At 48.0% G+C, this 20,582-nt stretch carries 28 protein-coding genes and 1 pseudogene; 15 read left to right on the top strand and 14 right to left on the bottom strand.

Features of this window, described 5'->3' with window-relative positions; all coding sequences use genetic code 11:
* Positions 1 to 46: 46 nt before the first annotated feature.
* Positions 47 to 418 carry a YciI family protein gene (locus tag A0126_RS07275; RefSeq protein ID WP_088837063.1) on the bottom strand — a complete coding sequence of 124 codons (372 nt, stop codon included), beginning with the start codon at positions 416 to 418 and terminating at the stop codon, positions 47 to 49.
* Between the two features lie 230 nt (positions 419 to 648).
* Between A0126_RS07275 and A0126_RS19840 the strand changes: the two genes are divergently transcribed.
* Entirely contained in the window at positions 649 to 741 is a 93-nt protein-coding gene (locus A0126_RS19840; protein ID WP_157898462.1) for an IS3 family transposase, read from the top strand.
* Between the two features lie 209 nt (positions 742 to 950).
* On the opposite strand, the gene A0126_RS07270 is transcribed toward A0126_RS19840, so the two are convergent.
* Positions 951 to 1,415, bottom strand: a complete 465-nt coding sequence (locus A0126_RS07270; protein WP_088837062.1) for a GNAT family N-acetyltransferase — start codon at positions 1,413 to 1,415, stop codon at positions 951 to 953.
* Positions 1,416 to 1,431: 16 nt separating this feature from the next.
* Positions 1,432 to 1,869, bottom strand: a complete 438-nt coding sequence (locus A0126_RS07265; protein ID WP_088837061.1) for an NUDIX domain-containing protein — start codon at positions 1,867 to 1,869, stop codon at positions 1,432 to 1,434.
* Between the two features lie 285 nt (positions 1,870 to 2,154).
* Here A0126_RS07265 and A0126_RS07260 point away from each other — a divergent pair, with 285 nt between their 5' ends.
* Positions 2,155 to 2,838, top strand: coding sequence for an ABC transporter permease subunit (locus A0126_RS07260; protein ID WP_088837060.1), 684 nt, complete (start codon positions 2,155 to 2,157; stop codon positions 2,836 to 2,838).
* A 2-nt stretch (positions 2,839 to 2,840) separates the two neighbouring features.
* Positions 2,841 to 3,743: an ABC transporter ATP-binding protein gene (locus A0126_RS07255; protein WP_088837059.1), complete on the top strand. Its 903-nt coding sequence runs from the start codon at positions 2,841 to 2,843 to the stop codon at positions 3,741 to 3,743.
* Positions 3,744 to 3,864: 121 nt separating this feature from the next.
* On the opposite strand, the pseudogene A0126_RS07250 reads toward A0126_RS07255, so the two are convergent.
* Positions 3,865 to 3,978 (bottom strand): annotated as a pseudogene (locus A0126_RS07250) (helix-turn-helix domain-containing protein); the annotation flags it as partial.
* Between the two features lie 270 nt (positions 3,979 to 4,248).
* Between A0126_RS07250 and A0126_RS07245 the strand changes: the two are divergent.
* The 3 genes from A0126_RS07245 (at position 4,249) to A0126_RS07235 (ending at position 5,975) form a co-directional block, all read left to right on the top strand.
* Complete coding sequence (locus A0126_RS07245; RefSeq protein ID WP_088838481.1) at positions 4,249 to 4,455, top strand: helix-turn-helix transcriptional regulator; 207 nt, start codon at positions 4,249 to 4,251, stop codon at positions 4,453 to 4,455.
* Positions 4,452 to 5,147: a DUF3169 family protein gene (locus tag A0126_RS07240; RefSeq protein WP_088837058.1), complete on the top strand. Its 696-nt coding sequence runs from the start codon at positions 4,452 to 4,454 to the stop codon at positions 5,145 to 5,147. Before A0126_RS07245 ends, A0126_RS07240 begins: the two co-directional genes overlap by 4 nt.
* Before the next feature lie 384 nt (positions 5,148 to 5,531).
* Positions 5,532 to 5,975 carry a hypothetical protein gene (locus tag A0126_RS07235; RefSeq protein WP_088837057.1) on the top strand — a complete coding sequence of 148 codons (444 nt, stop codon included), beginning with the start codon at positions 5,532 to 5,534 and terminating at the stop codon, positions 5,973 to 5,975.
* Between the two features lie 33 nt (positions 5,976 to 6,008).
* Here A0126_RS07235 and A0126_RS07230 read toward each other — a convergent pair whose 3' ends face one another.
* The 3 genes from A0126_RS07230 to A0126_RS07220 form a co-directional block, all read right to left on the bottom strand.
* Positions 6,009 to 6,515, bottom strand: a complete 507-nt coding sequence (locus tag A0126_RS07230) for a GNAT family N-acetyltransferase (RefSeq protein WP_088837056.1) — start codon at positions 6,513 to 6,515, stop codon at positions 6,009 to 6,011.
* A gap of 12 nt (positions 6,516 to 6,527) precedes the next feature.
* Positions 6,528 to 6,770: a hypothetical protein gene (locus A0126_RS07225; RefSeq protein WP_088837055.1), complete on the bottom strand. Its 243-nt coding sequence runs from the start codon at positions 6,768 to 6,770 to the stop codon at positions 6,528 to 6,530.
* A gap of 268 nt (positions 6,771 to 7,038) precedes the next feature.
* Positions 7,039 to 7,218 carry a hypothetical protein gene (locus A0126_RS07220; RefSeq protein WP_088837054.1) on the bottom strand — a complete coding sequence of 60 codons (180 nt, stop codon included), beginning with the start codon at positions 7,216 to 7,218 and terminating at the stop codon, positions 7,039 to 7,041.
* Between the two features lie 70 nt (positions 7,219 to 7,288).
* On the opposite strand from A0126_RS07220, the gene A0126_RS07215 reads away from it, so the two are divergent.
* Complete coding sequence (locus A0126_RS07215) at positions 7,289 to 7,825, top strand: hypothetical protein (RefSeq protein ID WP_088837053.1); 537 nt, start codon at positions 7,289 to 7,291, stop codon at positions 7,823 to 7,825.
* Between the two features lie 16 nt (positions 7,826 to 7,841).
* Positions 7,842 to 8,327 (top strand): NUDIX hydrolase, encoded by a 486-nt coding sequence (locus A0126_RS07210; protein ID WP_088837052.1) that lies wholly within the window; start codon positions 7,842 to 7,844, stop codon positions 8,325 to 8,327.
* 4 nt (positions 8,328 to 8,331) lie between these two features.
* Here the strand turns inward: A0126_RS07210 and A0126_RS07205 are convergent, their stop codons facing one another.
* The gene (locus A0126_RS07205; RefSeq protein WP_088837051.1) at positions 8,332 to 8,979 is read right to left on the bottom strand and encodes a hypothetical protein; all 648 of its coding nucleotides are present in this window, start codon (positions 8,977 to 8,979) and stop codon (positions 8,332 to 8,334) included.
* Positions 8,980 to 9,060: 81 nt separating this feature from the next.
* Here A0126_RS07205 and A0126_RS07200 point away from each other — a divergent pair, with 81 nt between their 5' ends.
* Together A0126_RS07200 and A0126_RS07195 are read left to right on the top strand one after the other, a co-directional pair.
* The gene (locus A0126_RS07200) at positions 9,061 to 9,366 is read left to right on the top strand and encodes a hypothetical protein (RefSeq protein ID WP_239456885.1); all 306 of its coding nucleotides are present in this window, start codon (positions 9,061 to 9,063) and stop codon (positions 9,364 to 9,366) included.
* A 22-nt stretch (positions 9,367 to 9,388) separates the two neighbouring features.
* Positions 9,389 to 10,255, top strand: coding sequence for an NAD-dependent epimerase/dehydratase family protein (locus A0126_RS07195; protein WP_088837050.1), 867 nt, complete (start codon positions 9,389 to 9,391; stop codon positions 10,253 to 10,255).
* On the opposite strand, the gene A0126_RS07190 is transcribed toward A0126_RS07195, so the two are convergent.
* From A0126_RS07190 to A0126_RS07180, 3 genes are read right to left on the bottom strand one after another with little or no spacing between them, the layout of a single operon-like run.
* The gene (locus A0126_RS07190; protein WP_088837049.1) at positions 10,198 to 11,199 is read right to left on the bottom strand and encodes a hypothetical protein; all 1,002 of its coding nucleotides are present in this window, start codon (positions 11,197 to 11,199) and stop codon (positions 10,198 to 10,200) included. The genes A0126_RS07195 and A0126_RS07190 overlap by 58 nt on opposite strands.
* Before the next feature lie 18 nt (positions 11,200 to 11,217).
* A complete protein-coding gene (locus A0126_RS07185) occupies positions 11,218 to 11,565 on the bottom strand; it encodes a DUF3147 family protein (RefSeq protein WP_088837048.1) in 348 nt (115 codons plus the stop codon).
* Positions 11,546 to 11,953 (bottom strand): MarR family winged helix-turn-helix transcriptional regulator, encoded by a 408-nt coding sequence (locus tag A0126_RS07180; protein WP_239456884.1) that lies wholly within the window; start codon positions 11,951 to 11,953, stop codon positions 11,546 to 11,548. The genes A0126_RS07185 and A0126_RS07180 overlap by 20 nt, the downstream gene beginning before the upstream one ends.
* Before the next feature lie 105 nt (positions 11,954 to 12,058).
* Here A0126_RS07180 and A0126_RS07175 point away from each other — a divergent pair, with 105 nt between their 5' ends.
* Positions 12,059 to 12,427: a hypothetical protein gene (locus tag A0126_RS07175; protein ID WP_088837046.1), complete on the top strand. Its 369-nt coding sequence runs from the start codon at positions 12,059 to 12,061 to the stop codon at positions 12,425 to 12,427.
* A 1-nt stretch (position 12,428) separates the two neighbouring features.
* On the opposite strand, the gene A0126_RS07170 is transcribed toward A0126_RS07175, so the two are convergent.
* On the bottom strand, positions 12,429 to 12,860 hold the full coding sequence (locus tag A0126_RS07170; RefSeq protein ID WP_088837045.1) for a DUF4362 domain-containing protein: 432 nt from the start codon (positions 12,858 to 12,860) through the stop codon (positions 12,429 to 12,431).
* Positions 12,861 to 12,909: 49 nt separating this feature from the next.
* A complete protein-coding gene (locus A0126_RS07165) occupies positions 12,910 to 13,545 on the bottom strand; it encodes a hypothetical protein (protein WP_088837044.1) in 636 nt (211 codons plus the stop codon).
* 122 nt (positions 13,546 to 13,667) lie between these two features.
* On the opposite strand from A0126_RS07165, the gene A0126_RS07160 reads away from it, so the two are divergent.
* The 4 genes from A0126_RS07160 (at position 13,668) to A0126_RS07145 (ending at position 18,456) form a co-directional block, all read left to right on the top strand.
* The gene (locus tag A0126_RS07160) at positions 13,668 to 14,435 is read left to right on the top strand and encodes an SDR family NAD(P)-dependent oxidoreductase (RefSeq protein ID WP_088837043.1); all 768 of its coding nucleotides are present in this window, start codon (positions 13,668 to 13,670) and stop codon (positions 14,433 to 14,435) included.
* 79 nt (positions 14,436 to 14,514) lie between these two features.
* Positions 14,515 to 15,372 carry an SDR family NAD(P)-dependent oxidoreductase gene (locus A0126_RS07155; protein WP_088837042.1) on the top strand — a complete coding sequence of 286 codons (858 nt, stop codon included), beginning with the start codon at positions 14,515 to 14,517 and terminating at the stop codon, positions 15,370 to 15,372.
* 6 nt (positions 15,373 to 15,378) lie between these two features.
* A complete protein-coding gene (locus tag A0126_RS07150; RefSeq protein WP_088837041.1) occupies positions 15,379 to 16,425 on the top strand; it encodes a phosphotransferase in 1,047 nt (348 codons plus the stop codon).
* Between the two features lie 615 nt (positions 16,426 to 17,040).
* Positions 17,041 to 18,456, top strand: coding sequence for an NAD-dependent succinate-semialdehyde dehydrogenase (locus A0126_RS07145; RefSeq protein WP_029329917.1), 1,416 nt, complete (start codon positions 17,041 to 17,043; stop codon positions 18,454 to 18,456).
* A gap of 46 nt (positions 18,457 to 18,502) precedes the next feature.
* Here the strand turns inward: A0126_RS07145 and A0126_RS07140 are convergent, their stop codons facing one another.
* A complete protein-coding gene (locus A0126_RS07140) occupies positions 18,503 to 20,515 on the bottom strand; it encodes a Na+/H+ antiporter (RefSeq protein WP_088837040.1) in 2,013 nt (670 codons plus the stop codon).
* Positions 20,516 to 20,582: the final 67 nt, after the last annotated feature.

Below are 20,582 nucleotides of genomic sequence, written 5' to 3'. Positions count from 1 at the left end.
TCGAGCTTTGTTTTTACATATAACCCGGCAAGTGGCTAATTTGACCTTAAGCATCCTTGACATCAAGCAGCGGCCGCACTTCCATCCGCCAGCCGTACTGTTCCGCTTCCGCAAGTTGCGTCGTCGGATGGAGCAGCGCCAAGTCGACGGCCTGCTCCAAATCATCCGCTTCAAAAAGGATCAGGCTGCCGATTTGCTCCGCTTTACGCGTATCCGGTCCATCCTGCCGTTCAATCTGACCACCTGACAATCTGGCTTGTTTCGTGTCCGCTCCCGGGTGCCACTCCTGCAAGACACGCGTCTGCTTAAAAAACTGTTCCAATGGTGGATTGCAGCGTTCCATGACGGCATCGAGCTCTTCTTGCGAGGACTGATTCATCTTTTCTGCATCGTAATAGCCGATGAATAGAAAGTACATCCAATCCCTCCTAGTTCTAAGGCTTTCCTGACACGTCGCTCTTTAAAAAAATACCCTGATTTCAGTTGACTTACTCGCTCAAGTCCCTTATTTAACAGAAAAACCCCTTGTCTCCCTGACTGAACTGAACCCTGAATGGTGGACACTTGATAAAAGACCCCATTCGGGGTTTTTTGTGTTTAAAGATATCGATATACTGTATCTATTCAATTTAGACGGGAGAATTATTCATGAACAGACGTACCTACAATAGCGAACGAAGACAATGGAAACTACAAAAGATGACTCCGGTACAATACCGAAGCCATCTCATAGCAGCTTAATACGTTAAGGGTGCTTTTATTAAACTGTCCAAACTCTAGGGCTCAGTTCAGACCGGAAACAAGGGGTTTCTTATTTAATGGTAATCTTGCGTAACAGATACAGCGCGTACACCATTGACAGAATCGCCATGACGAGCACCGCAATACGCAACAGTCCAAAAATGAAATTCAATTCTATATTATCCGTACCTACATCGTTCTTGCTTTCGTTAGTTGAGCGACTTCGCGACAACTTGCCGCGTTTTTTCAAAACCGATTCGCTCGTAAAAGACATCGACCCCGTCGTTGCTCATCCAGTAATCGAGTTCAACCTTATGTATTCCTTGCTCGCGTGCCCGCCGTTCAATGTCTTCGAGCAACAGGCGACCGTAGCCGTTCTGCTGTTTCGTATCCATGATACAGAGATGATGGACACGGACTTTCGCGTCAGCAAACTTAAATGCACTCTCAGCACGTCTGACGTACTCAATCCACGCGTAACCGATTGCTTCATCCTCCACTTCGAGGACCAGGAACTGATACAGCGCTTCCCCGGCGATTTTCGTAAAAAAAGCACGGACGGCATCAACGTCGTACGGCTTAAAATGATGCGGTTGCTGACGCACATGCGGCTCATGGACGTACCGGTTGAGTCGTGCCAGGACGTCGACGTCCGTTGTTTCGATGATTCGCATCGATTACACTCCCGTCTTAATGTGTGATTTGCCCATTGAAGATATACGGCACCGTTTGTTGTTTCGTCAAGATGTGTTCATACTCCGGCTCGAGCTGCATGTAGCGGACGGCGTCCGGAATCGCAACCCATGTGATGTCTTCGATTTCATCCGGGAAGACGGTGCCGATGACACCACCGACGATTTCCGATGTGAAAAAGAAGAACAGGCAGTGTTCGTCGACTTGCGGGAAAAACGCTTCACTGACGTGTAACAGGTCTCCGACTTCGACGTCAAAACCGGTCTCTTCCTTCGCTTCGCGAATCGCTGCTTCCGGTAAGGTTTCACCTGCTTCGACCGTCCCGCCCGGTAGCGTGTAGTACGAATACGACGGGCCGATGTTTTTGACCATCAACAGCTGATCCCGCGTCTCATTGAATAAGACATTATAGACGATATTTTTCCGTACAGTCATTCCTTACTCCCCCCCCATGGACAGATGGTATTTTTTAACTTACTTACTATAACATATTCCATTTCAAATACAGCAAGGAGTTATCACAAAACGATAAAAGGTAAATTATCCCTAATACATAATGCTTATGGTACACTTATTCCATCTAAAATCAGGGTGTTGCCTTATCTGATAATACACTGGTGCAAACTTCCTGTTTTATTACGGACGACTAATAAGGTGAGCTGATTTTTAATTTTTTATCACATCCTGCACCCACTAACTCTTACTTAGAAGGAGCAAGCTATGATTCCAATCATTCGAAATGAATTTTTCCAGACGTTTAAAAGTTTTAAGTCCGTCGCAATCGTCCTATTTTTTACGTTAACCTCCTTTTTGACTGCCACTTATCTCGCGAACCATCCAGAACTGTTAGGAGATGGAGGCAATGACTCGGCTTATACATCAAGCATCAAGTTTTCAATTTTCTTTTTAGGTTTTCTGTTCGTCTTCGCTGTCTCGCATGACATCGTGAATCGTGAGCTCGATGATCAAACGGTTCGCCTGCTTGTCAGCAAAACGTCCCGTTTCAACATCATCGCCGGTAAGTTTCTAGGATCATTTTTGTTTTGGGTTTGTTCGATTTCCATCAGTTTTTTTGTTGTAACACTCTATGCCAAGTCCACATTTTTTCTTGATTACCTGACTGTCATCACAGTCCTGTTCTTCATCACTTGCTTAAACGTCTTGTTGTCGACAGTTCTTACTCGGCCAGGCATGACGATGTTCGTCGGTATTCTATTGGGTGTTCTCTGTCCCGTCCTCGGGTTTTGGGCCGCTTTTTCGAACACCTGGTATTTGCTGTCCTTCAAGTATCTCTTACCGTATTATTATGTCGTCGCATCCGGCGGGTATCTCGTTGTTCCGTTTTTACTTGGTTTACTGTTTCTCGCAGCGTCATATTTCATGTTTAACAGAAGGGATTTGTAACGATGGTAGCAATTGAAGTGCGTGACTTACATAAGCAGTATGCGACAAAGGATGTCTTGAAAGGAATTCAACTCCGCGTCAAGCAAGGGGAAATCTTTGGTTTTTTAGGACGAAATGGCGCCGGCAAGTCGACGTTCATTCATATCTTGACCGGTATCACCCAGCCGACGCGTGGTTCGTTTACGATTTTAGGGGAAACGCATCACCACATGGATGCGATTAAACAGAAAATCGGTGTCATGCCGGATACGTCCAACCTCTACCAACACATGAAGGCACTTGATTTTTTGAAGTACATGGCGGCACTCAAAGGTGATAGAAGAAATACGACCAAGTTAAAAAAATTACTTGAACAAGTCGGGTTGCAGAATGTTGCCAAACAAAAAATTAAATCGTTTTCATTCGGAATGAAAAAGAAAATCAGCATTGCCCAAGCTCTACTCGGCAACCCGGAACTCCTTTTCCTCGATGAACCGACGTCTGGTCTTGATCCAGAATCCGCCATCGAAATTCAGCAGCTGATTGTCTCGTTAAAGGACCAAGGCAAGACAATTTTTCTGACATCGCATAATTTAACGGAAATCGAAAAGATTTGTGATACCGTCGCCATCATGACAAATGGTTTGATTGCAAAAATCGGGACAATCGCACAACTAAAACGCGTGGCGAACGAGACGATTCGTGTCCACCTTCGGACCAGTCCGTCACTTGACACGTCGATTTTACAGCATTGCAAAATAAACGACATCCGGTTCATCAAACATGAACAAGATTTTGCCGTTGTAGAAGTGAAAGAGGAAGAAGGTATTCCACTCTTGATTGAACAGTTGACGGCAGCGCGTATTAAAGTCTACGAAGTCAACATCGAAGCTATGTCTTTAGAAGATGTCTTCATGACGGTCTAGGAAACCCTCAACTTCTTACATGAAGGTGAGGGTTTATTTTTGTAATGATCTGTCTTTCTAATATCCTACGTCTTCATATTTATCCAATCCTTGATAGATTGTTGAACTACCTCCACCTACGCTTCGCTAAGAAGTGGTTGAAGACGAAGCGCGAACAACCGACGGTCTTCGCGATCAGGATTTCCTGCTCTTTTGTCGGGTATGTTCTGAATTTGCAGGCCTTGTGTGTCAACATGATGTTCACATCCTTACAAAGGATATACCCGAAAGAGAGGGTGGCGATTCATCTCCCACTTTCACTAGGGCTTCACCCGGATCGTTTAGAAGTGGGCGTATTCTCGCCTAATTTTGATAAAGATCACGCTTTAAGTAATCATGCATGATGGCTTTTCCAAGCATATAGTTGCTCTAGAAGGAATAAAAAACGACTAATCCCTTTGTCTTTTTGACTAATATCATTGTCATCAAGACGAGTATTGGTTATAATTCAAGTGAGGTGAAGGAAATGAAATCAAGATTAAAGGAACTACGGGCACGCCATGGATGGAATCAAACAGAATTGGCAAAACGCGCCAACATCTCACGTCAGACTGTTAGTTTGATTGAACGGGAGGAATTCATGCCGTCGCTCTTGATCGCTACTAAAATTGCCCTAGTTTTCGAGACGACAATCGAGAATATTTTTCAATTCGACGAGGAGGAATTACTGTGAAAAAAACTCTACAAATGATCGTACGGATACTTGTTGGTGGCACCATTGGATTTTTCGTAATGTATTGGATTATGAATAGTCCGCTTGAAGGACTCGCCTTCTCACACTACAGTTTCATCGTAAACGGTCTACTGCTTGTGATACTGGTAGGATTACTTCTGTTTTCGCTGATTCGTTATCGTCAAATTCAACGTCTTCTCAACCAGTCACTGACGGGTGATGCTGAAGATGTGGCAGACCAACAAATGTATCGCTGGTTCAGCGATGGTACGCTGAGTTTAAACTTAACCCTCCCAATCAGTCTTGCTCTAGTCAGCGTAAATTTAGTACTCGATCAACAACTCCCACTAGTTGTGATTGGAACCACTTTGATTGTTGTCGGATTGGTCGGTTCAATCCATTTTCAAACGCTTGTTCAGCAGATGTATCCGGAACGGAACCTTCCTGACGTCAGTGAAACGGATTACGGAATGAAACTCCTAGCGGCATCTGATGATGGTGAGAAACATATCATGCTCGAAGGACTTTATAAAACACATTCTGTTGTTAACATGATGTTGATTGTCGGAATCATCTTACTGCTCTTTTATTCCTTGTTGACGTCGACCTCTCAGTTATTCAGTATTTTCGTGATCACCTTGATCTTAATCGTCAGCAATACAAAATATTATTTTTCGATTCGAAATCGTTAAAAGGAAAGGAAAATCATCATGCCAAAAAATTATTGCTGTCGTTCTGACATCAATTTTTGTTTCTAGCGTCTTGACATATTGGTCCTATACACCGATGTCGGAACGAGCAGACGATACGTTGTATACATCAGCAAGCGAATTATTCATCTTTCAACGGATTTAAAGGTTTTTCTTCTGTCCGATTTACATTTATCTTACAAATATTTTATATGTACTATCAGGTGCCGTCATCGGAATAATTCTGATTTTACAGTTCACGAAAGGTGATTTTGATATTCCGAGTTCTCTGACGATTGCTGGATCATCAGCTATGCTCTACTTCATCGTATCTTGGATAATCGAACGAACTGGGCGGCGTTCTACATAAGAAAAGGATGTTTTCGTATGTTCAACAAACTGATTGCCGCCGGACTGACGTCAATCGTAACATCGGGTCTGTTGACTCTGATTTTGTCCATCTACGCATTTTTCCAAGATTTCGGCGAAGATGTCTATTTTTCAGCCGTTGATCTTTTTTTAATCTACACCGTTTATTCGTTTCCAATAATTTTAATTTCAGGACTTATGGTTGACTTACTTATGAAACGAATCCTTTTGTTCTTTCCGACTAGTCGGAACACTTTTTTCATATCAGCTGTTCTCTATGGTTTGTCCGGCAGTCTAATTGCCCTAGCCCTCCTGCTGTTCAACCATGAGGGCAACTATGTATTCAGCGACCTCTATTTTTTGTTGCTCGCCATTTTGCTCGCCGGGTCATCGGCTTTCTGTTATTTTTGGACATCTTATCAGTTGCAACGAAAGCGACCGCTTACTCCCCCTAAAAAATGACTCCGCTCAACGGGAAAATTCGCTAAAAACACCTTACCGTCTCCAGCTGTAATGCATCAATTGTATCCGTTGACCGTCTAACACCGCTTCTTCTTTCTTGTCTATCGGCTCAAATCCGTTGTGCTCCAAGATTTTTTGTGAAGCGATGTTTGCATCCGTCGTTTTGGCCTGGACTTCATCAGTGTCGTGTTCCCGACATTGTCCGAGTAGCAAGCGGACGGCTTCTTTTGCGATTCCTTTTCCCGCATGTACTTGTCCGATCCGGTAGCCGAGTTGAGCAGTTTTTTCGATTTGGTTCCGGTCGACCAGATTGATCCGACCGAGAATTGTTCCGGCTTCATTCTTGATCAGGTAAAAGAACGAATTGCCGTCTTGCTGTTCCTGCAGGAGCGCCGCGTGCCGTTCCTTAAACGTCTCCGGCAAGTAATAGGCGTCGCCCCGTGAAGGAATCGATTGTTCGAAGTAGAGACGGTTTTCGATTTCAAAGGCATAGAGTGCTTCTGTGTCTTTCGCGGTACAGCTCGTCAGTTGGATGTTCATGTCATCCCCTCTTCATCTCAAGAATTGTTGCAACAAAAACACGAGCAGCCATAATAACAGGAGGCCCGTCGTATTGACAGCGATGGTTTTAGACAACGGATTTTTCGACGTGTCCCGGAAACTGAACACGTACAGGACGAACATTGTCACGTACAGGACAAAAAACCACTGCGTGACTATAAAAAGGAGCATTCCGGTAATCGTTACGTTTGTCGACAGGCGATCTTGTTGTTGATTTTTGATTCTCGCAAACATCTAGTGTCCTCCGTTCTGCATCATCTCACTTTTTCTTTTAGTACATTATCCCTCGTTAATAAATCCAATTATTCCTTCCTTTTCCTATATTTTATAATTATAATCATATAGAATACCGTTCTGCATCATCACTCAAGTCAGGAACATTCATGTTTATCAAACGAAAAGCAATTGATTTAGCCAGCAATCATGCCGGTTGCTGTTGTGAGATCCGTTCCATGACTGATTGAAACATCCCGTCTGCTAAAAAAAGACACAACGCTAGAAATTACTGTGTCTTCGGTCCCTTTTGCTTTTTTCCGAGAAATAATAGTGCACACAGCAGGAAGAGCGTTCCTAAACCAGCGCCGACGAGCATCGCGGAGTCAAACAGGTTACTCAGTCCAAGTCCCCCCATGATGACGGCAGCATACAGCAGGAGAAATATGACTGTATAATTTTTCTTCAATTTGCATCAACCTCCTATATCGCTAGTATACTCGGACATTCATTCATTTGAATACACGCAGCCTCAAGAAATGGACGTGATTCTAGTCTTTTACCGCAAAATCATCGTCGCCTCACTTGCAGGTTCACTGTTTGCGATCGTACTCGGACTGTTCGTACCGGATCCGAGTGCTGATATCGGTTATTCAATCCTGCGCTATCTCTCGACCGTGATCATCAGTATTCCTGCCTATTTGATGTACAGCTTTCCGGTCATCTTCCTTTATGGTGGGACGACATCGATTTTGAGTGAGACACTCAGTCGATTCATCTACCGAAACCAAGAAAAGAATGCAAAAGAAGTCGTACTTTCCGGCATACTCCATGTATCGTTCGGTCTCGTTTTTCTTGTCCTCAACCCACTTATCGCTTTCCTCAGCGTGATTGCTGCCGTCCTGTTTTTTACGGTTGATTGTTATTTACGAAAAAGACAAGCGACGTACCGATGGACGCAGGCATTGATGAGCCTTGAGATCCCACTCGCCGTCTGGATCCTGTTCTCGGGAACCGACTATCTTATAGGTCTGTTCCAATCCCTAATCACCCTCTTGCAGCATACTATCAACTGAAAAGGAGTCGTTACATATGTCAGTAACCACCTGCCATCGCGCGTTTGGCGTCTATGGCTTACTCGTAAAAGACCATCAATTATTAGTCATCAACAAAAATGGCGGTCCGTACATTAATCGCTATGACCTCCCGGGAGGCAGCCTCGAAGCGGGCGAAGTGTTAGCCGATGCGATGCGTCGCGAGTTCTGCGAAGAGACGGGGCTCGAAATCGAAATCCTCCAAAACATCGGCGTGATTGACTTTAAACTGCCGTGGCTTTGGCGAAGTTTCACCGACGTCCACCACATCGCCGTCTACTACACCGTCAAGGCAATCGGCGGTGCCATTACTGTTCCGGAGCAATTCGACGGACAGGATTCGCTCGGGGCTGTCTGGGTCTCGGAACAGGACGTGACGCCTGACAATGCATCACCGCTCGTCCTCAAAGCCTTTGACTGGATCCGGTCGGCACAGTTAGGGATTGAAGCAGAAACGTATGATGCCTGGACTGTTTTGAAGTAATGTTTTAAAACACTGCTTTCAATTCTTCCCCACCTTCAAATACCTCACCGTCTTCATCCACATATTCGACTTGGATCGTGCCATGCGGGAGGTGGTTGTTTGACTGCAGTGTTGTACTCAAGTTGTTTAAACGCTTTTTGTCAGTCGTTTGTTGCTTGCGGTGAAGGGTGATACTGATGGTCGGTGAAAGTTTCATATCACGATAATCCACCTCGGCACCCGGCTGAAGATTTAACGCCATCACGCTTTCTTCATCAAAATGGACAAGATAATCCGCATCGTTCCCGAACACCGCTCCAACTGACGGCTGGATGACCGCGACCACGTCGGCTGTCCACTGTTCGACGTAATAGGTATCCACAACTTTATTTGTCGACTGATCGAGATAGACTAAAAACTCAATGCCTGTTTTGCGATCGATGACTTGTGCCGCGTAATCAAATGCTACATGATTCCCCATGTTGTCAAAGTAGACGTCTACAACTTCGGCCTCTTCATAATGTTGTTCCAGATAAGCTTCTGCTTGGCGTTTGACGATTTTTTCCTGCTCCGCGTCTGGTTGCATCGACCGGATGAAGAGGACTCCGAGTATTATAGTAGTTCCGAGAATTAATCCAAAACCGAATAACATACCTTTTACGAATCGACTCATCTGTCTCCTCCTGTAGTGAGCGTCCTATCCATACGGAGCAAAATTTAACGTGATGCCATTTCTTAGCTAAAGAAAGTGTAGGTGGAATCCTCGAAATACAAAATCCAGTTCTTGTTGGTTAGTTGCCTGACGTCATTCGTTTTATGTGCCTGTTCGGCAGACGACGCCTACGTCATCGTCGACATACAAGGAGACCAGATCTTTTTAGGACCGGACGAACAGGACCCGGACGCCTCCTATGCGTTGACAGAAGTCACGGTTGACCGGAAAACACGGATTTATGGCAAGCGGGACAACCGATCCGTTTTAAAGAAACATGACGTCATCCGGTTCGACTATCGGACGGATCAGGAGCCGCTTGTCGAAACGATTGAGCACGGCAATTAACGATAGAAAGAAGGTCATCCTTATGGAGATTACAGGAAAACGGATTCTCGTCACCGGGATCAGCGGAACACTTGGCCCACGGGTCGCCCGCCGTTTTATAGAAGAAGCAACCGAAGTCCGGGGGCTCGTCCGGAGCGAAGGACAAGCCGACCGTTGCAAACAACTTGGGATTACGCCCGCGTTCGGTGACTTGATGGACGCCGCGTCGCTTGAAACAGCGATGCAGGACATCGACATCGTCGTCCACTGTGCCGCTTACCTCGGCGACGACATCGAACTTGCCGTAGCAGCGAACGTCACCGGAGTCGAATATCTCGCGGCTGCCACGCTTGACGCGCGCGCCTTATTCCTCCACATCTCGACGACTTCCGTTTACGGCGAACCGGCGGGCGGTCTCATAACGGAAGCGACGCCACTGAGCGACGATCATCCGGCACCGTACATCTTGACGAAAGTGCGGTCCGAACGGATTTTACAGCAGTATGCGGCTGACGGGCTTGACGTCATCATCCTGCGTCCCGGTGCGATCTGCGCCGAAGAAAACTCTTACTGGGGCGACCGTCAAGTCCAACGGATGCAGGAAACAAAAGTTGTCACGTGGGTCCATCCGGATGATGTGGTCAACTGGGTCCACGCCGATAATCTGGCGGAAATGGTTCACCTTGCCGTCCGGCGCGCAACACCGGGAGATATCTTTCATGCGGTTGACGCCAACATCCCGGAGACCGAATTTCGGATGCAACTGATAAAGGCGTCCGGTAAACCCTATCAGATGCCGGACCGACCGGTTGAATGCCCTCTCTACACAACGGATAAAATTAGGACGCTCGGCTACACACCTGTTCGTTCGTTTTCGGATACGATGCAGCGATTGATTGAGTTGTTTTGAACGTATCTTTGACAGCAATACTGAAAGACGCTATGACGTGAATTAATCAGGCGTGACGGCGCTTGAGTTCCGCTCTTTGCATCTGCACACAGTAACGCCTGCTCGAACTCGACGCGCATGTTGTTGAAGAACAGCAAAACACGCCGACCCGCGACCGTTTTCTTGAAATGACACAGCTCCTGAAAAAACGGCGACTCAATCAAATGAAGAAAATCAGAAATCATCTGCTCTGACGCGTCACGAAGATTGATTTCCATATCGTGATGCTTCAGCTTGTATCCTTTTCGAAACCAACGTTTGGTCGGACGCGGAATGAGTGTATAGGACACGCCGTAACTTTGGACGAACTGTTCATACTGACGCTGATTCGCTTTGCTGCACGAGATGACGAATTCCTGCATCGCCAGTTCCTTCACCAATTGCGGTAAGGCGGACGGCACACCATCGACGGAATATGGCAAATCAATCGTCACCCAGTTTGCCTCCGGATCGATTCCGTATGTTTCTTCCACTTGTAAATCAATCGCATCGGGACTCAGGAATTCTGCACCTTGATCGAAATAAAAGTCCCCGGTCACAGTCTTGTTATTTCCCATCGCTTCTTCAAACAGTTCGCCCGCCGGCTCCGTCGTCCAATACGAACGCATGTAAGGATTGTAGAGAAATTGCAGTCCGTCTTCCGTGTAACAGCCGAGTGGCAACATCGACTGATGAAGCGTATGTAAGTCAGGCAACGCATCCGACGTAATTTCCTGTTCAAACGTCGTGTAATCGGTCATGAACACGGAACCGCTGAAGCGGGTAAACAGTTGTGTCCGAAGAATCCGCTCCAGTTGCCGGGCAGTCAGATTTTCAAACGTGACGCGTTTTAACGGCAATTCTTGCATGCGGATGTGACTGAATTTATAGCGCGGGATAAAAAAAGCATCTTCTTTTTGAGACATCGTTCTGCTACGTTTATTTTACAGCCGGCTAATAAAAAGTCCGACTTGCTGCTGAATCGTCCAAAAAATCCACCAACATCCACCAGCCAGTAACACGCTGATGAATATGGACACCCCTTGATTGAGTAATATGTATAAGATCAGCACCAGAAAAAATGTTGCCGGCAATCCATAGAGTACACTTTTAACGAACATCGTCACTTCCGTTTTAGACTGTCCTTGTTGAACCAACCAAATCAGACTGAGCAGGCTGACGAGTGGAAGTGCTGCGATCACACCACCATATGTCACCGAACGGCGTGCCACTTCTGTCACGATCCCGATGACGACTGCGCTTGAAAGCACCTTAATCAGAAAAGCAGTCATCTGCCGTCTCCCGAAATAACCGAAATGCCTGCTGAATCGACTGTTGTTCGTCAGCCGATAACTGACGGAGTACGTGCGCGACACGATCGACGTCGAGTTCTGTATGTGACCGAACTGCGCGTAACCCTTCATTCGTTAGACTCACATGAACCACCCGTTGATCGTCTGAAGCACGATTTTTTTCGATATAACCGAGTTGTTCCAGCTTTTTAATATGTTCCGACGCCGTATTCGGTGAAAGGGCAAATTTTTCAGCGACCTGTTTAACCGTAATCGGTGCCGTCATCTGAATCATCTGCAAAATACGCACGCTTTGATGTGACAAATTTTCTTTCCATTGCGGATGAAGATGGTAATAGAGTCTAGCAAAATCTTCATGAATCGTCATCAATATCCCCCTTATATATATCGCATGAGGCGATTATATCGTAATTAACGACATATATAAAGTATTTTACCAATCACCTACACTAAAGAAACGAGGTATCACTTTATGAAACGTATTCTCTCACTTGCCCTCGCAGTCAGTCTCATCCCGTTAAGCGGCTGTTCCGACGACACGACACGTGTTTCGACGACTGATACAATCGCCGCAGAAGCCCGTCAAAACAAAGATGCCGACTTAATCCGAATCAAAGACCGTGTTTACCAGCTATCCGATGCACCCGTGACGCTTACACAGGCAGACGTCAAATCGTTTGCGACCGTCACGAAACAATTGACCGCAAACGAGCCCTTAGCGGAAGGGATGGCGACAGACTGGCCGGCAGGAACGAAACTGTACCGGGGCGACACGACGGGTGTCATCTACATTTTCGAAAAAAATCAAGCGTACTTGTATGAAGCGATTCCGGAAGGCTGATTTACTTTCCGAGTTCTGCTGCCGTCGCTTCGAGTAACGGATGATTTTCTCCTTCGGCACAATCCGTCAACAGATAGACGTGCGTTTCACCTATTTGGTCTTTTTTCAACGCCTGACAGCTTTCCCCGTCCCGGTCGTCCGCTTGGTTACCGAACTCATCTTGCGACGAATCAAGTGAATAACTGAACTGTTTTCCGTCATACGTGACGTCCTGAAAAACCGGGTCACCTTCTGTCGTGTAGGAAGTAATCCGGATGCTGTCCTTGCCTTTTTGATCGACTTGGTTCAAAAATGTCTGGAACCGTTCCACATTCTCACGACTTGGCATCGTTACAATATCACCATTTTCGATTGCTTGTTCAATCGGATAACTTTTTCCACATCCGACAAGAACGACTACCAAAACAAGACCTACCCATCGTTGCTTCACCATTTGTCTGCCTCCTACCATAATAAGCTGTCACCATGCACAGTACCGTGCGTTAATTTCCTGGATGACGCCGCAACTGTTGCCGTAGTATATCGACGTCTGCCTGTTTAAATAATGTCTCATCCTGTTCCCCGTACCGTACGAGATGATAGAGCACCGGATCAACTGTCAGCCCGATCCGCTCTAACCATTCCTTCATCGTCTCTTCCGGTCGACGCCTAGATGAAGCGGGAAGGCGCTGGTCAAATATCTGAATCAATCGACGGACTTCAGAGACATTGTTTGATTGGTAAGAATGTGTATCATTACTCGGCGACGTTGACGGTTTTTGTAAGATGTTCAGCTCCTCTTCAAAAGAGGTATCACCACTTTGTTTTACCGTTCGTTTGTTCCGTTTCCTCTTCAACATAGACGCCAGTAAAATCAACAGCCCGATCGTCACGATGGCGCCGACTGAAGCGAGTGCTTTCGGAAATGTCACATCAACAAAATGAGGCATCGGACCAGCGGGAAAAGGTTGCCCCCTCAAATCTGGTGAGCCGAGTGGCTTACGTGGTTTGATGTCGTACTTAAACGCATAGTCAGCCGGTTCATGAATATATGTCGTGTAGAGATACTGCCCGAAGACTTGAAAAGAGGCTGCTAAAAAACAAACGACCAAAATAGCTATCCCTACTTTCCGTTTCATCTCACCCCTCCTTTTTTCCCAAATAATAACATTAAAATTAAGTGCTTACAGCATTTTTCTTTCTTTTCAGTCAATTTAGACGTACAGTAAAGACAGACTTTTTTAAGATAGGATGTGGCTAGATGTACTTACCGACGTTTCGACTTGATCAAACAACAGCCCTCGTGACCGGAGCCGGACGCGGCATCGGACGGGCGCTTGCCATCGGGATGGCAGAAGCTGGTGCTGACGTCATTCTCGTCGCCCGGACGGAAGCTGATTTACGGGAGACGGCAAGCCGGATTGAAGCACTCGGACGACAGGCGTTCGTCCTGACGTGTGACGTGACCGACCGGACGCAAGTCGTCGCGACGATCGAAAAAGCCTATACGCTCGTCGACCGGATCGATACGCTCGTCAACAATGCCGGGATGAACATCCGCTCGAAAGCGCTCGACGTCACGGAAGACGAATGGGAGACGATTCAACAGACGAACTTAAAGTCGGCCTTCCTGTTTTCGCAGGAAGTCGGACGCCGGATGCAGGACACGGGTGGCAACATCATCAACATCGCCTCGGTCGCAGGTCACGTCGCTTTGCGGACCGGTGTCGTCTATGCGACGACGAAGGCGGCCTTGATTCAGATGACGAAAGTTCTCGCCCTCGAATGGGGTCCGAAAAATATCCGCGTCAACGCGATTGGTCCGTGGTATTTCAAGACGCCGCTGACGGAGCCGTTACTGGCCGATCCGGCGTACTTAAAAGACATCGTCGACGTGACACCGCTCGGTCGGGTCGGTGAACTGACGGAACTCGTCGGTCCGACGGTCTTCCTCGCGTCCGATGCCGGATCGTACATCACCGGTCAGACACTGTTCGTCGACGGCGGGATGACGATTAAAGGGTTTTAAGTACAACGAAGCAACAGGGACTTCCGAGCGTCATGGAAAGTCCCTGTTTGATGTATTACATATTTGATCGGAGGACTTCATGACAGCATGGATTGGAAAAATCGCAGTCGTCACCGGTGCGTCACGCGGCGCCGGACGCGGGATTGCTTACGAACTCGGGCAAACCGGGGCAACAGTTTATGTGACCGGGCGCAGTACACAGAACGGGACGACCGACAATCGTCCGGAAACGATTGAAGAGACGGCCGCCGGTGTCACGGCTCGCGGTGGCCACGGAATTGCGGTCCGCTGTGACCATACGGATCCGGATGATGTTGCCCGATTGTTTCAACATATCCAAGCGCGACACGGACGGATTGATTTGCTCGTCAACAGTGTGTTCGGCGGTTCGGAAGCTTCGCTTCCTCCCGGAGAGGGCAAACGGTTTTGGGAACGTCCGCCGGAACACTGGGACGCGATGATGGTCGCTGGACCAAAAGCCTATTTGCTGACGACGCGGGCCGCTGTTCCGTTGCTTCAGCAAAGTCCGGCAGCATTGATTGTCAACTTGACGTCGTTCAGTCCGAATCAAGCCGCCGGCAACCTGTATTATGATTTGGCGATGCAGTCGATCAACCGAATGACGTGTGTCATGGGGCAGGAACTTCGGGAGAGTCACATCGCTGCTATTGCACTGTGTCCCGGTTTCATGCGGACGGAACGGGTCGTGGACGCAGGATTCGGCAACGATGCAACCGAGACCACCACGTACGTCGGCCGGGCCGTCGCCGCACTCATGAGTGATTCGACCTTGATGCACCGGACCGGGCAAGCCTTGATCGTGTCTGACCTCGCCCGTGACTACGGCTTTACGGATCGGGATGGAACGCAACCGGCATCGTTTCAGCTTTCAGATGAACATTCCACATCTGCACCAACTGTCCGCAGAAAGGACTAAGCATGTATGTATCCAAGAAACGATTACCCCTTGATCGAACAAGCAGTCAAAAGTTTCGGTCTCGTTTTTCACTCACTGGAAGTCCACCCTAACACATTAACGACACACGGCAAACATGGCGATAAACACTACAAAATCTTGATTGATGGTCAATCCTATTCGATTCGTCTGTTACCAGAACAGCGTTATGCCGAATCTGCCCTGTCCCACTCTACACCGGATTTACTTACAGAACAGTTGCGATATACCGATTATTTGCGGGCAAATGGCATCCCGTTCATGAAACGCGTGCAACCAATACATGAGGGACTTTTCACGACAATCCGCGATTCAACCGGAAAGGAGTGGACATGTTGCCTATTTCACTGGCTTGACGGTCATCACGTGACTGTCAATACGATGCATTCCGCTGCTCAAATTGGAACATTAGCCCGTCAAGTGCATGATTTGTCACGCAACTATCAAGGGTTTCACTTTCCATTCGTCGACCATACGGTGGCCTATCAGCGTTGGTTCCATGATTTGCAAGAGCTTTCGTTTTCATCGATGCCGGAATCGGTCCGGGATTCGTTTCAGGAGTATCTGAGTCTTGTCCAACAAAAGATCGATACCGCGAGACCTACCAATCATTCTTCTTCTCAATCGGTCATCTCGACCGACTTGAATTCGCTCAACGTCTTATGGGACACCACTCAACAAATCGTCGGAATTGTCGACCATGAACATATCGGCGCAACGGACCGCGTGCAAAAATTGGCCTGGCTGATCAAATGGTATACCCGGACAGAAGGCATCGCGTCGCATGATGTGTCCGGTCATTTAGCGAAAAGTTTACTTGCCCACTACAACTCCCAGACCGTTCTCGTGCCGGAAGATGATCCGCGACTGGCTTCCTTGCTTTGGCTCTCGGGCTGCTTCAATTTACATTTCGTCGAACAGACGACACATTTGTTGCAAGAAGCCGGGCAACATCCGGAACAGGATAATCCGCTGCAACTTCACTTGGAGACATATCGTCTTCGGGGTGAGCGACTGACCGGTCTGCTAAGCTAAAAAAGAAACAAGTCACAGGACTTGTTTCTTCAGTGTGTAGACAAACTTTGAACATGCGATATCGAGAGGCAATCCGTTTTCGCTTCTCTGTCTCGTCTTCAAAGCGATGCAAGACGGATTACGCGCTAAACTGTCTGCGTTCCCGGATTCCCCTGATGGTATTCCCTAAAAAGCGTCACGTTTCGTTGACTCCTACGGGGTAAAGTGCGTTTATAACGCACTTTTCAGAGGCAGGCAAGACCCTGCTCCTTGTCCGTGAGGACCAAGGAGCAACGGCTTGCGCCTCGCCCGAGGAAAGCAACGAAAAAAGACGCTTGATTTCCCAGGTAGCACGTTGCCTACAGTCTGAAGAAACAAGTCGCAGGACTCGTTTCTTTACAACAAACGGAACGGGCTGACAATATTGGATTTTTTTAAGCGGTATTCGGCAATCGGCTTAAAGTGAATGTTCAGTGTCTTCTCACGAAATCTGACTCGGATCAATCCATTATTGAAAATCGTAGTTTTCCCAGGTCATTCCATTCCGTTATGTCCACCCTCCAAAGCGGAAGTACACAAATGGGCCTTCCAGGTGTTTAATTAGGGACGTAATGAAAACACATGGAGGTGCAACACATGATTGAAAAAAATGTAGTGAACGGACAATGGTACGAAACAGAACAAACGATTCCGGTCTTTAACCCGGCAACAAAAGAATTACTCGGGCACGTCCCAAGCAGTTCAGCAGATGACGCTCTACGGGCAGTCGACGCAGCGAGTGATGCCTTCGTCACCTGGTCTAGCTTAACGGCGGATGCGCGTGCCGATAAAATCGACGCCTGGTACCGTTTGATCAATGAACACCGCGACGAAGTCGCTGACATCATGACACGCGAACAAGGAAAACCGTTTGTCGAAGCACTCGGCGAAGTCGATTACGGCAATCAATATGTCCGCTGGTATGCAGAAGAAGCACGCCGGATTTACGGGGAAACGATTCCGGCATCGGTTCCGGGTAAACGCCTGTTCGTCGAAAAAGAACCGGTCGGCGTCGTCGCCGCGATCACGCCGTGGAACTTCCCCGCTGCGATGATCACACGAAAACTCGCCCCGGCTCTTGCAGCCGGTTGTACGGTCGTCTTAAAACCGTCGGAGGAAACACCTTTCACAGCCCTTCGCCTCGTCGAACTTGCTGAAGAAGCAGGCATCCCGGCTGGTGTCATCAACGTCTTGACAGGTGACGCCGCAACAATCAGCGGTGTCTGGCAAGCCGAACGCCGTGTTCGCAAAATCACGTTCACCGGCTCTACTGCCGTCGGTAAATTAATCATGCGCCAGGCAGCCGATACGATGAAAAAACTATCACTTGAACTCGGGGGTCATGCACCGTTCATCGTCACGGAAAACGCGGACATCGACAAAGCCGTCACACAAGCAATCCGCTCGAAATTCCGCAACGGCGGCCAGGCCTGCGTCGCAACGAACCGCTTTTACGTCCAAGCCTCTGTGCTCGACGCGTTCACAGAGAAGTTCGTCGCGGAAGTGAACAAACTAAAAGTCGGGAACGGTCTTGACGCCGATTCAACGATCGGACCCTTGATTAACGCAAAAGCCGTCGAGAAAGTCAAAGCACACATCGACGACGCGGTTGCGAAAGGTGCAACGATCTTAACAGGCGGTACGATCGATGACTCGGTCGGTTACTTCGTTACACCGACAGTTCTCGCGAACGTCACGGAAGACATGATTTGTATGCAGGAAGAAACATTTGGTCCGCTCGCACCGATCTCGGTCTTCGAGACACTTGACGAAGTCATCGAACGGGCGAACAACACACCCTACGGTCTTGCGGCGTATGCGTTTTCTGAACGAATCGATGAAGCGCTCCTACTCGGTAAAAAACTCGAGTACGGCATCGTCGGCTTGAATGACGGCGCACCGTCTGCTGCCCAAGCACCATTCGGCGGCTACAAAGAAAGTGGACTCGGCCGTGAAGGCGGCGTCTACGGCATCGAGGATTACCTCGAAGTCAAATACTTGTCACTCGGTTAAACCAAAAAATCCCGCTTCTGAACCATCAGAGGCGGGACTTTTTTAATTAATCGACATATTCATAGAGCACGACGCTTTCGATGTAGTGGATGAAACGACGTAACTCTTTTTCTTTTTCCGAAGAAAGGTCCCCTTCCTTCGACATTTCGGCAATTTCTTGACGCTGGACTTCGATCGCCCGTAAGCACAGTTCTTCTTTTTGCTGTTCGATGTCGCCCTTACTGCCGACCGGTGACGCCCACTGCGTATGTTTACCGCGGAGGCGGAAGTAATGTCCTTTGACGCTTTGGACGACTTCCGTCGGATACTTGTCACGGCACGTCTCGAGCCGGTCGATGATGTCGCCGATGACATGTTCATAGAGGGCATGTTCCATCTCCGTCAGACGAATCAATTCATCCGGTGACAACGTGAACCGTTTACGTTTTCGCATCAGCTTCCGTAACGGCTGATAGAGCCGGACCGTCGATTCGGAATGAATCGCCCGGCGCCGGTGTTCAATCGAGGCAACCGTTTCTTTTTTCAGTAAATCCGGCACGTCATGGTTCTTAAAGAACGCTTTGACGAATTCCGTTTCCCACGCGACGGCTTCAAGGCGCAGTTCCTTCAACTGTTCGTTGTAGACGTTGAGTTCCTGTTCGCTCTTCTCTTCTGCACGCAACAACCGCAACATGACATGGTATTCGTTCAGCAGGTCAAACGCGACCGGTGAATTATCGGAATTCGTCGCCTGTTTGACTTCCTGAATCGCCCGTAACATCATTCGTTGCTTTTGGGCATTCAATCCGAAGTCCGTTTGACTGACCGTCTCTTTTTGACTCAGCAACGGTAAGGCAATCGTCGCGAGCACTAACGTAAAGATGATGACGCCCGCCGCGAGGAAGATGATCAACGACCGTTCCGGGAACGCAACACCAGCATCCGTCAAAAACGGCAGCGATAACACACCGACCATCGTGATTGTCCCGCGCACGCCGACGAGCGTCGTGATTAAGTCGCGCTTGAACGAAGGTGGCCGTTGCTCCTCTTTACGAAGAAAGCGATGATCAAACCAATTAAAGAACAGTGTCCAGACTAAGCGGATCCCGAGAATGACAAGACCGATTAAGCTGACGTACCCGAGTAAGCGCCAGTTGTTGATGGCGTCATCAATGAAGATGGCCTGCGTCGCTCCGGGCAACGTCAAACCAAGCAATAAGAAAATGACCCCGTTCAAGATATAGGCAATCATCGTCCAAATGTTATCCGTCAAGACTTGTTCCTGGGCAAAGAACGTCTCTGTCCGTTCCTTAATTAAGGCATGAAGTAAGCCACCGGCGACGACGGCGATGACGCCAGACGCATGAAGCAGTTCTTCCGAGACGAAAAAGATGATGAACGGCGTCAAGATTTGCAGGAGGGCATAAAAGACGACGTCATCAATTCCTGACCGGCGGAGCCGGATCTTCAGCCAGTTCATCACGACGATGATGACAAGGCCGACGACGGCACCGACAGCAAACATATAAACGAATTCAAACGAAGCTTCACGTAAAGAGAAATAGCCTGTCATGACGGCCGTGACGGCATAACTAAAGGCGACGAGTCCCGACGCATCGTTAATCAACGATTCTCCCCGGACAAGATTTAAAATCGGTTCCGGAAGCCGGACACGTTTTGCGATCCCGTTGACCGCGACCGGGTCAGTCGGTGATAAAATCGCGGCTAACGCAAAAGCGGCAGCGAGCGGAATGACCGGCAACATCCAGTGGATGAAGTATCCGCCGATCACGGTCGTCAATAAGACGAGCACGATGGCGTTGCCGAGAATCGCCCCGCGCATCTTCCACAGTTGTTCCCGCGGAAAATGCGAGCTGTCGTTGTACAGTAAGGGAGCGATGAACAACAGTAAAAACCATTCCGATTCGACTTCAATCGAAAGTTCTTTGATTGATAAAGCAACGAGCGTACCGACGATGATTTGAATCAGGGCCGTCGGAATAAAACGGATGTAATGTCCGATGACGTTCGTCAACAAAATTAAGGCCAGTAACAATAAAATCAATGATAACGTTTCCATAGTAAATCACTTCCATTCTTTCACTTTTCTCTAGTTTTATCGTACCATAATTTCTTGCTGGCATAGG

The organism is Exiguobacterium sp. N4-1P (genome assembly GCF_002214325.1).
This window is presented reverse-complemented; position numbering and strand designations above follow the sequence as displayed.